This is a genomic window from Bacillus sp. TE8-1 (genome assembly GCF_008368855.1).
Classification (GTDB): domain Bacteria; phylum Bacillota; class Bacilli; order Bacillales; family Bacillaceae_G; genus Bacillus_A; species Bacillus_A cereus.
Window position 1 is genome coordinate 48,906 of record NZ_QPET01000013.1, and the last position, 11,860, is coordinate 60,765.

Genomic DNA, 11,860 nt, shown 5'->3' on the forward strand with positions numbered 1-11,860 from the left:
CCGTTAGTCAAATTAAAATATTCTAATCATTACATCTTTCCGAAAAAATCAGACTTTTGAAAGCGTATTTTCACTATCAAAATAGTGTTATTCGCTTATCGTTGTGCAATTGGAACATACACTTGATGCGTTGGTCCATTATAATCAGCACGCGGACGAATTAAACGGTTGTTTTCATATTGTTCTAGAATATGAGCTAACCAGCCTGACATACGGCTAATTGCAAAAATAGGTGTAAATAAGTCATGGTCAATTCCTAAACAATGGTATACAGAAGCTGAATAGAAATCAACATTTGGTGGAAGACCTTTTTCTTTTGTTACAATGTCTTCAATTTTGATAGACATATTATACCATTTCTCTTCTCCTAAAAGCACGCATAATCTCTTAGACATTTCACGTAAGTGTTTTGCACGTGGATCACCCTGCTCATACACACGGTGGCCAAAGCCCATGATTTTCACTTTATTTTGAAGAGCATTATGAATATATGACTCTACATTTTCTTCTTCACCAATCTCAGTTAACATCTTCATTACATTCTCATTTGCCCCACCGTGAAGAGGACCTTTTAATGCACCGATTGCTGCTGTAATACCAGAATATACATCTGAAAGTGTAGCTACGCAAACACGTGCAGTAAATGTAGAAGCGTTTAACTCATGATCTGCATGAAGTACAAGCGCCTTATCAAAAGCTTCAATTTCAACTTCATTTGGCTCGCGATCATTTAACATGTACAAGAAGTTTGCAGCTAATGATAAATCCTTTCTTGGCTCAACAATATCTAAACCTTTACGGATTCTCGCGTAAGCAGCAACTAAAGTTCCGACTTGCGCCTGTAATTTAACCGCTTTCAAATAATTGGACTTTTCATCCATAATTTCAGCGCTCTCATCGTATAATGATAGCATGGAAATTGCAGTTCGTAAAACAGACATCGGATGTGCAATTTTTAAATCTACTTGTTTCAAATATGTTAAAATCTCACCTGGAACTTTATAGTATTCTGATACAATTTCATTAAATTCCGCTAGTTCTTTTTCATTAGGAAGCTTGCGGTGCCATAATAAGTACACTACTTCTTCAAACGTAGCATTCTCAGCTAAATCATCAATATTATACCCAACATAAGTTAATGTATCATCAATAATAGAGCTCACAGATGATGTTGTTGCTACTACCCCTTCTAAACCTCGAATAACAGTCATGACATTCTCTCCTTTTCCTGAAAATTCTCCCAACCTTGCTCCTTATATCTATTTGCTCCCCTTATGAATTATGAACGCCCGTTCACTCTTTAGGCAAGCAAAATGCACGATCATGCAAATTTGTTGCGATGTTCCCCTCTTATTGTCCATTGTCTACATGGAAAGCATGAGCGTGAATGTCTCCCCGAATCCTCACGCTCAAACCAACAAGTTAGTGAGGAAAATACATTCCGAAGAGTTTTATGATAAAAACAACATAAAACAATATCATTATAAAATTGTTTTATGTTATTTTTATTTTATCTGGTGTAAAGTCTCTGCTGTTATGTAACTTTTCAAAGTTTCTAATCCTATTATAAACAATTATCTGACTTTTGTGAACAGAAAGAATTCAAAAATTTTATATTACTATAAAATTTCTTATTTAAACATTTGTATAATACTCATAACCGCATAGGCAATTCCAGCCCCAATTAACGGACCAACAGCAACCCCATTAAATAGCGCAACCGCTATAATTGTCCCAAAAACAAGCGCAGTTGTAATGTGGGGATCCGTTGTCAACAATTGTACGCCGCCTTTCGCTAACAAAGCGACCGCTACACCTGAAGCTAAAGCAATCCACGCATAATAAGATTTTGCCGCTTCTCCAAGTTGTTTAAAACCTATTTCCCCCGTCGCAATCGGTACGAGCACCGCTATTGTAATGACCGTTACACCTAGGTTAATTCCTTTCGTTTGTAAATAAGGAAAGACCTTATCTCCTAAAAACGTAAACTTCAATAAAAATAACACACCAATAGCCACAGTAAGCGATTGGTTTTTCGCAATAAGTCCTATAATAAGTAGTATGAATAAAAATAACGTTGACTGACTAATCATGTTTGCACTTCCTTTCTGAAAATAATGAACTCATTTCCAAACAAAAATACCTTTAAACCTATCGTTATACATGCTATATCGATGCCTATTCAACATGAATCACTTCATTTTTTATGTATTTTAAAATGACAAACTGAGACTTTCACCATCAAAATTTAAGCGTGTATACATTTTAAAAAACAGGCGTCTCTTCTTTCTTTTCTAATTAGAAACAGGTAAAATAAAAAGAAGAGAAAATGAAGTTTTTACCATATAGTAGAAGCATCAACACCAAGCTTTCACAGTCACTCACATACTGAAAAAGCAGGAAAAATCCATCATTCCACTATAACATAAAGTGAAACTTTAATCAGTGGGGCATTTTCCACTGATTATTAGTTGAACCAATCGGGCTTTTACGGGCAGTTTATCTCCAGCTAACTCCTTTGATCCAGCCGCACTTCGGGTAGGAGATTTACTGCCCGTTAATGCGGGGTAAAGTGAAACTTTAATCAGTGGGGCACACTCGTTATAAGTTGAACGAATTAGGATAATCCAAATTGGAATGGGAGGTATACATCTTTGAACCGAAACTTACTATATATGATATTGCGACTCATATTTGTCATTGTAGCAACGGTAGCTGGGTTCTATGTATTACTATACATGTCAGGGCTTATCTATCCTTTTATTATCGCTTTTGCATTTGCTTATTTGATTAATCCTGTCGTCAATTTCCTTAATCAAAAACTACAATTTCCTCGCGCACTAGCAGTACTCGTTAGCTTAATTCTCGTATTTGGAGCTATCGTTGGACTTGTTACATATCTTGTGACTGAAGCAATATCTGCCACAACATACTTACTACAACTTGTTACAGTAAAGTTTCCAGATATCGTTACATTCGCTCAGCAATTTGCACTTAATCATATTATGCCTCTCTACGATGATTTAATCTCTAAATTTAATCATCTTGGAGAACCACAGCGCTATACAATTACACAAAACATTCAAAACTTAGGAACAGAGGCAACAACACAAATGAAAGAACTTTTAACCGCCATTATAAGCGGGTTAACGAATTTCATTAGTGCACTGCCAACAACTTTAACTGTCCTTGTATTCATTTTATTAGCCACTTTCTTCATTAGTTACGATTGGCACCGTCTTGCTCAGAAAGCAAGAAAATTGCTACCGAATCGTGTACATGGCTATGGAAAAACTATTTTTGTCGACTTAAGAAAAGCTTTGTTTGGTTTTGTGAAAGCACAACTTACACTCGTATCTATGACAACTGTCATTGTACTAATTGGGCTTTTAATATTACGCGTACCATACGCCATTACTATCGCGATTATTACAGGAGTTGTAGATTTACTACCATATTTAGGAACAGGCGCAGTCTTTGTTCCATGGGTTATATACGTATTTTTCACTGGCGATACCGCATTCGCCATTGGTCTTCTCATTTTATACATCGTCGTGATTGTCCAAAGACAAATTATGGAGCCGAAAGTACTTTCATCTAACATCGGTCTCGATCCATTAGCAACACTCGTCGCTCTATTTGTCGGCTTTAAACTTTTTGGGTTTTTAGGATTAATCATCGGTCCAGTCACCTTAGTACTACTCAATACATTACACAAAGCTAATGTCTTCCATGACTTGTGGAAATATATTAAAGGTTCACCTTCAAAATAACAGTTTCTAATTCATACACAACAAAAAACTTACATGTAATCAGTGGGAAATTCCTACTGATTATTCCTTGTACTTATTTTTCATGCTCATTACATAAAACAAGAGAATTGCACTCAAAAAAGATAATTCTCTTGTTTTTTTGCATAAAAACCGCATATTTTGTGGCGCTTTTACATATTTATTCTATTTATTTTATAATTATGACTTACATTTATTACTTTTTATGTAAATGAATAAATATACAAAATAACATAAAATAAGACTTCAACTAACAATCTCCGCCTTTTTATATGAATTTTTTACACCAATTATTCCTTTATATACGAAAGCAAAACTTTAATTTAGCAGCGTTTCCCTCCATCTTATTCATCTAAATTAATAGCACTAAAAAATCGCAAATTTAATCGAAGTACAATAAGAATTCAAACGAAAATTATATAGCAAATATAATAAGCGGATGTTTTGTTCATCCTCACTCATCGTTCGCCTCACATCAGACACTTACGAGCAGCCCAGCTTCGAGATAGAAATCCCCCTACAAATAGCGCGGTAAAGCAAAGCTTCAATCAGAAAATCCCTCTCCTCTTACAAGACAAAAAATAGCACTTAGATTTCTACAATCTAAGTGCTATTTCTGAATAATAATAGTAGAATTCTTTCTAAATTTCCATTCCATCCACTTCATAACAAGCGGCTTCAATAAAGCTCTCGTAATAGGGATCACGCAGATAAACCCTAGCATATCTGTCACATACCCAGGAAGCACTAAGAGAATACCTCCTACAAATACAAAAATACCATCTAGTACCGCCTCACCTGGCATTTCCCCTCTATTCAACTTAGATTGAATCTCTCCAAGCACTTTAAACCCTTGTCTTTTCGCCAAATACACACCTACAACACCTGTAAATACAATCATAGCGAACGTAGACCATAAACCTATTACATGACTTGATCCAATTAAGACCGTAATCTCAATCGCCGGTATTAAAATAAACAAGAATAGTAACCACTTCATAGTTCTACACCTCTCTCACATCTCACTTTTAACGTCCTCACAACGCCTATATACATCATATGAAATGTAGATACCCTTTTCATATTAAAACTCATAACAAACAGCTTTTAAAAGCAATTCTAGGCGCTTTAAGCTAATTTTATCTCGTTTTTGTGTAAAAAAAAGAGAAGGACTCCGATCCTTCTCTCCGTATTACTTATAGCACTTCCGCATGTCCATTATAAACAATTCCGCGTGCTGCATCAACTGTTACTTCTTGGCCATTTTTTAAAGTTGCTGTTACGCCGTTTACACCAACGATAACAGGAATACCGATTGATACGCCTACAACAGCTGCATGGCTTGTTAAGCCACCTTCTTCTACAACTAAAGCTGCAGCTTTTTCGATTGCAGGAATCATATCTTTATCAGTGCTTGTGGTAACAAGGATATCACCTTCGTTTACGTTCGCTACAGCTTCAGCAGCTGTTTTCGCTACAACTACTTTACCTTTTGCAGCTTTACGACCGATTCCTTGTCCTTTAGCAATTTCTTCACCAACAACGTGGATTTTCATTAAGTTTGTTGTACCAGTTTCAGCAACTGGAACACCAGCAGTAATCACTACAGTATCTCCAAGTCCGATTAGACCTGCATCCATACCTGTTTGAATTGCTGTATCTAACATTTCGTCAGTTGAAGCTGCGCGCTTCTCAGCCATAAATGCTTGTACACCCCAAACAAGCGCAAGACGACGTCCTACTTGCTCGTCAGATGTTACAGCTACGATTGGAGATTTTGGACGGTATTTAGAGATCATTTTCGCAGTATATCCACTTTCTGTTGGAGCTACGATTGCAGCTACATCAAGAGCAAGTGCTGTATGTGCAACAGATTGGCTAATTGCATCTGTAATTGTTGGAGTGAACTCTTTAATACGTTTTTTGAACATATCTTCATATTGTAATGATTTTTCAACACGTACCGCAATGTTAGCCATCATTGTTACTGCTTCTACTGGGTATTGTCCAGCAGCTGTTTCACCTGAAAGCATGATTGCATCTGTACCATCGAAGATTGCGTTAGCTACGTCACTTGCTTCCGCACGAGTTGGACGTGGGTTGCGTTGCATAGAGTCTAACATTTGTGTCGCAGTAATAACTGGTTTACCTAACACGTTACATTTTTTGATTAGACGTTTTTGTACTAATGGTACTTCTTCTGGTGGAATTTCTACACCCATATCACCACGAGCTACCATTAAACCGTCAGAAACTTCTAAGATTGAATCGATGTTGTCGATACCTTCTTGGTTTTCGATTTTCGGTACGATTTGGATGTATTGAGCGCCATGCTCTTCTAATAATTCACGGATTTCTAATACGTCAGACGCTTTACGTACGAATGAAGCTGCGATGAAATCAACTTTTTGCTCGATACCGAAGATGATATCTTTTACGTCTTTTTCAGTGATACCAGGAAGCTTAATGCTTACGTTTGGTACGTTAACACCTTTTTTATTTTTTACAGTTCCGCTGTTAAGAACTTTTGTACGGATGTTTCCATCAGCTTTTTCGATTACTTCTAGTTCGATAAGACCGTCATCGATTAGAATGCGAGAACCTGGGTCTACATCGTCATAAAGACCAGCATAAGATACAGAGAACTTCTCTGCAGTACCTAATACTTGCTCAGTAGAAAGAACTACTTCTGCACCTGTTACAAGCTCAGCTTGTCCGTCTACGAAGTCGTGAGTACGGATTTCTGGACCTTTTGTATCAAGTAAGATACCAACTGTTTTACCAGTTTTCTTTGAAGCTTCACGAATGTTTTTAATACGAGCTCCGTGCTCTTCATGGCTACCATGAGAGAAGTTTAAACGAGCAACGTTCATACCTGCTTCAATTAATTGCTCTAATTTTTCAATACTTTCACTAGCAGGACCTATTGTACATACAATTTTAGTTTTACGCATATTGCACCTCCGAAAATTATGAAACCGTTCCCAAATATCCGACATTACGCCGATTAGATGGATAATTCTTTAGATAATTGATACATATCTTTATCGATTGTATGCTTTTGAGCTAACGCTTCGATAATATCATGATCAACAAGTTTGTTATCTTGAATACCTACACAACGTCCACCTCTACCAGCAATTAATAATTCAACTGCTCTTGCGCCAAGACGACTTGCTAATACACGGTCTTGTGCACTTGGTGATCCGCCACGTTGTACGTGACCTAATACAGTTACACGAGTATCAAAGTTTGTTGCTTCTTCAATGTGCTTACCAATGTCAATTGCACTTCCAACACCTTCAGCTACAACGATAATACTGTGTTTTTTACCACGTTCACTACCACGCTTCAGACGAGCGATAACATCATCCATGTCATACTCTTCTTCTGGAATTAAGATTGTTTCTGCACCATCAGCTAAACCAGCCCATAATGCGATATCACCAGCGTGACGTCCCATTACTTCGATAACATATGTACGTTCATGAGATGTAGCTGTGTCACGGATTTTATCAATTGCATCAATAACAGTGTTTAAAGCTGTATCGAAACCAATTGTGAAGTCTGTTCCAGGGATATCATTGTCGATTGTACCTGGTACACCAACACATGGGAATCCTTGTTCAGTTAATTTTTTAGCGCCTTGGTAAGAACCATCTCCACCAATAACAACAAGTCCTTCGATACCATGTTTCTTTAATTGCTCGATACCTTTTAGTCGTACTTCTGGGTCTTTAAACTCAGGACATCTTGCTGTATATAATTTCGTACCACCGCGGTGGATAATATCGCCAACAGAACCAAGTTCTAATTTTTCAATGTGACCAGAAATTAATCCAGCGTATCCATGGTAAATACCATATACTTCAATATCATGGAAAATCGCTTTACGAACAACTGCACGAATGGCAGCATTCATACCAGGTGAATCTCCACCACTTGTTAATACACCAATACGTTTCATTTGTACTCACCTCATAAAGATTATTTGCCTTATAATAAAATAACACGAAAAAATATAAAAACACAATGGAGAAGATGTGTCTTTTCATAATAAAAACGTGCATTCGCGAAGAGGAACGCACGCTTTTCTTATTTTATCCCAATGGAAGCGTTTGAAAACGAAACTTGCCCAATTTTCATATATTTTTCATAACGTTTTTCGATTAATTCATCTTTCGAAATTCCGTTTAATTGTTCAAAAGTTTTTCTAATCATTAAGTCTATATTTTCTGACTGTTTTAAAAGATTACGGTGAGCTCCACCTTTTGCCTCTGGAATAATTTCATCAATTACACCTAATTCTTTCAAATCTGCTGCTGTAATTTTCATTGCTTCTGCAGCTTCCTTTGCTTTTCCTGCATCTTTCCAAAGAATTGCCGCTGCACCCTCTGGTGTAATAACAGAATAAGTGGAATTTTCTAGCATATGAATGTAATCTCCTACTCCAAGACCTAGCGCACCACCACTACCGCCTTCACCGATAACGATACAAATAACTGGTACCGTTAAACCTGCCATCTCAAATAGGTTGCGGGCAATAGCTTCACTTTGTCCACGTTCTTCAGCTGCTTTACCAGGATAAGCTCCCTTCGTATCGATGAAACAAATAATAGGACGATTAAACTTTTCCGCTTGTTTCATGAGACGCAGTGCTTTTCGATATCCTTCTGGATGAGGCATTCCAAAGTTACGGCGAATATTTTCTTTCGTATCTTTTCCGCGCTGATGCCCAATTACAGTTACAGGCATCCCTTTATATTTCGCAATGCCGCCGACAATCGCTGCATCATCGCCAAATAGACGGTCTCCATGACATTCGAAAAAATCAGTAAATAAGTGCTCAATATAATCGAGCGTTGTCGGTCGTTCTGCATGACGAGCAATTTGAACACGGTCCCATACTTTTAGATTGCCGTATATATCTTCCTCTAAATTTTCTAGCTTTTCTTCCAAAATACGAATCTCCTCACTGAAGTCCATCTGGCTGTTTTTCGTATAGTCTTTCAGTTCACGAATCTTATTTCTTAGCTCAACAACTGGTTTTTCAAATTCTAGCTCTGCCATACAGCCAATTCCCCTCCTTGATGAACTTCTAAAATCTTGCGAAGCGATTCTCTCATATCATCACGATGCACCACCGCATCTAATTGACCATGATCTAGTAAGAATTCTGCCGTTTGGAAATCTTCCGGTAGTTTCTCACGCACCGTTTGTTCAATTACACGTCTACCAGCAAATCCAATAAGTGCACCTGGTTCTGCAAGATTATAATCACCAAGTGAAGCGAAACTCGCTGAAACCCCGCCCGTCGTTGGGTGAGTCATAACAGAAATAAATAACCCTCCTGCATTACTATGCTTTTTCAAAGCTACGCTTGTTTTTGCCATTTGCATTAAACTTAATATCCCTTCTTGCATACGGGCACCACCCGAAGCAGTAAAGATAATAAATGGAACTTGTAAGTCGTACGCCTTTTCAACCGCACGGGCGATTTTTTCTCCTACTACAGAGCCCATGCTCCCCATTCGAAAACGAGAATCCATTACTGCAACAACAACAAGCATGTCATCAATTGTTCCTTCACCAGTTACAACCGCTTCGTTCAATTCAGTCTTCTTACGATCGCTCTCTAGTTTCTCTTCATAACCTGGAAACTCGAGTGGATTTAATGAAACCATTTCTTTGTCATACTCACGGAATGACCCTTCGTCCAATATACTATCAAGACGTTCCCATGCATTCATAGGATGATGATATCCACAATTCACACATACTTTTAAATTTTTTAGAAGTTCTTTCGTATACATGATTTTTTTACATTCCGGACATTTTGTCATAACGCCATCTGGTACATCTTTTCGTACTTGTTCTGAAGGTATTGCAGCGTACTTTTTCTTTTTCACGAATAAATCTCTTAGCACAATTTGACCCCCTTCGTTGAGAGCTAAGGTTAGCGTAAGAAGAAAATGGGGCTAACACCAAAGTTTGATGTTAGCCTTATCTTCTCAATCTGTCTAATAACCTCACTCTTTACGTTTAACTTTAACCGCTAAGCGGTAGAATGTTTGTCATAACGTGTCATGGTCATTTCGACAAATTTTATACATTACGAGTGAAACTGTATATTCTCTACTAATTCATCGTAAATTTTTAGTGCATCATTTTCTTGTTTTTCTTCCAAAGTAGCATAAAGCTTTCTATACATATCGATAGAATCTCTTGAAACTTTACAAGAAAGAGTTGCTACGTAATCATTTACGATCATCCAAATGCGATATAGTAAATAATTATCGACTTGTTCAATAAGTGTTTTAAAGAACGTTTGATGAAGCGTTGGGACTGAGCTTTCATTTCCTTCAAGTACTTGGTGTAATCTACTTAGTACTTTAGAAAACGTTTCTTTCGGTAAATTACATACAATTCGAATCATATCTTTCTCAAGTAATCGTTTCGTTTGTAATAAATCACGAATTGTTTTCTCATCTTGCAGTAAGAACGGAGCAATTAATTGTACAAGACCGTTATCATAAAAGTTTCGAATAAACGTCCCTTCACCACGTCTCGTTTCAATCAATCCTACCAGTTCTAAAGCACGCAATGCTTCTCTTACAGAGGAACGTCCTACGTTTAAGCGTGAACTTAACTCGCGCTCAGACGGCAAACGATCCCCCGCCACCAAACCATCCTCTTCCATAATGGAACGGATTTTTTTTACAATTTCGAGATATACTTTTGTATTTGATGATGTCAATGGAAATTCCTCGCTTATTCTTTACCAATCAGCGCTAATTGTTTTGTTTTTTCAGCGATCTCATTTGGATCTACTTGACGGCGAGCTACTCCTGTCTCCATTGCTGCTTTTGCAACGTAAGCCGCTACTTGAGGCGCTACACGCGCGTCAAATGGTGCTGGAATGATATAGTCTGCATTCAACTCATCTTCTGCTACAAGCTCAGCAATAGCCTGTACAGCTGCCATCTTCATTTCTTCGTTAATTTGTGTCGCATGTACGTCAAGTGCACCGCGGAAAATACCAGGGAACGCCAGTACATTATTTACTTGGTTCGGGAAGTCAGAACGACCTGTTCCAACAACAGCTGCGCCCGCTGCTTTTGCCAATTCTGGCATAATTTCTGGAACTGGATTTGCCATTGCAAAAATAATCGCATTGTCATTCATTGTACGAACCATCTCTTCTGTTAATGCACCTTCTGCAGATACACCAATGAATACGTCCGCACCTTGTACAACATCAGCTAAAGAACCTTCTATACGATTCTTATTTGTATATTTTGCAACTTCATCCTTCACCGGATTCATACCTGTAGGACGACCATCATAGATTGCCCCTTTACGGTCACACATAATAATGTCGCGTACACCATAGCGATATAAAAGTTTAATAATTGCAATACCTGCTGCACCTGCGCCATTTGCGACAACTTTAATGTCAGACATTTTCTTTCCAACTAATTTCAGTGCATTTACAAGACCTGCTACTGTTACGATAGCTGTTCCGTGTTGATCATCATGGAAGATAGGAATATTTGTTTCTTTTTTCAAACGCTCTTCAATAATGAAGCAGTTTGGTGCTGCGATATCTTCTAAGTTAACGCCGCCAAAAGTTGGCTCCATTAATTTTACAGTTTCAACAATTTTATCTACATCGTTTGTATTTAAGGCAATCGGGAATGCATCTACACCAGCAAAGCTCTTGAATAATACAGCTTTACCTTCCATTACTGGAAGAGATGCTTCAGGTCCAATGTTACCAAGACCAAGTACAGCCGTTCCGTCTGTCACAACTGCTACCATATTTCCCTTCATCGTATATTCATATACCTTACTTTTATCGTCATAAATTTCTTTACAAGGTTCTGCAACCCCTGGAGAATATGCAAGACTTAAATCTTTTGCATTTTCTACTTTTACTTTTGATACAGTTTCTAATTTTCCTTGATGCACTTTATGCATGTGAAGTGCTTCTTCACGAAGTGTTGACAAACTATCCACTCTCCTCAAATTATTCTTGCTGATATCAATTTCTCCAAGTGGTCTGACCA

The 11,860-nt window shown here is 37.7% G+C and carries 10 protein-coding genes; 1 reads left to right on the forward strand and 9 read right to left on the reverse strand.

Annotation, left to right across the window (positions count from 1 at the left end):
* Positions 1–95 precede the first annotated feature (95 nt).
* Positions 96–1,244 carry a citrate synthase gene (citZ, locus tag DN404_RS11070; RefSeq protein WP_000503652.1) on the reverse strand — a complete coding sequence of 383 codons (1,149 nt, stop codon included), beginning with the start codon at positions 1,242–1,244 and terminating at the stop codon, positions 96–98.
* A gap of 387 nt (positions 1,245–1,631) precedes the next feature.
* A complete protein-coding gene (locus DN404_RS11080) occupies positions 1,632–2,093 on the reverse strand; it encodes a DUF441 domain-containing protein (RefSeq protein WP_000625507.1) in 462 nt (153 codons plus the stop codon).
* Between the two features lie 561 nt (positions 2,094–2,654).
* Here DN404_RS11080 and ytvI point away from each other — a divergent pair.
* A complete protein-coding gene (ytvI, locus tag DN404_RS11085) occupies positions 2,655–3,773 on the forward strand; it encodes a sporulation integral membrane protein YtvI (protein WP_001081388.1) in 1,119 nt (372 codons plus the stop codon).
* A gap of 628 nt (positions 3,774–4,401) precedes the next feature.
* On the opposite strand, the gene DN404_RS11090 is transcribed toward ytvI, so the two are convergent.
* From DN404_RS11090 to ystJ, 7 genes are all read right to left on the reverse strand, one after another.
* Positions 4,402–4,791: an FxsA family protein gene (locus tag DN404_RS11090; protein ID WP_000871628.1), complete on the reverse strand. Its 390-nt coding sequence runs from the start codon at positions 4,789–4,791 to the stop codon at positions 4,402–4,404.
* A 196-nt stretch (positions 4,792–4,987) separates the two neighbouring features.
* A complete protein-coding gene (gene pyk, locus DN404_RS11095; protein ID WP_113304713.1) occupies positions 4,988–6,745 on the reverse strand; it encodes a pyruvate kinase in 1,758 nt (585 codons plus the stop codon).
* A gap of 53 nt (positions 6,746–6,798) precedes the next feature.
* A complete protein-coding gene (gene pfkA, locus DN404_RS11100; RefSeq protein WP_000821158.1) occupies positions 6,799–7,758 on the reverse strand; it encodes a 6-phosphofructokinase in 960 nt (319 codons plus the stop codon).
* A gap of 128 nt (positions 7,759–7,886) precedes the next feature.
* The gene (gene accA, locus DN404_RS11105; protein ID WP_000818801.1) at positions 7,887–8,861 is read right to left on the reverse strand and encodes an acetyl-CoA carboxylase carboxyl transferase subunit alpha; all 975 of its coding nucleotides are present in this window, start codon (positions 8,859–8,861) and stop codon (positions 7,887–7,889) included.
* A complete protein-coding gene (gene accD, locus DN404_RS11110; protein ID WP_000942855.1) occupies positions 8,849–9,718 on the reverse strand; it encodes an acetyl-CoA carboxylase, carboxyltransferase subunit beta in 870 nt (289 codons plus the stop codon). Before accD ends, accA begins: the two co-directional genes overlap by 13 nt.
* Positions 9,719–9,903: 185 nt before the next feature.
* On the reverse strand, positions 9,904–10,548 hold the full coding sequence (locus DN404_RS11115; RefSeq protein WP_000204448.1) for a FadR/GntR family transcriptional regulator: 645 nt from the start codon (positions 10,546–10,548) through the stop codon (positions 9,904–9,906).
* Between the two features lie 14 nt (positions 10,549–10,562).
* Complete coding sequence (ystJ, locus tag DN404_RS11120; protein ID WP_161114790.1) at positions 10,563–11,771, reverse strand: NADP-dependent malic enzyme; 1,209 nt, start codon at positions 11,769–11,771, stop codon at positions 10,563–10,565.
* Positions 11,772–11,860 lie beyond the last annotated feature (89 nt).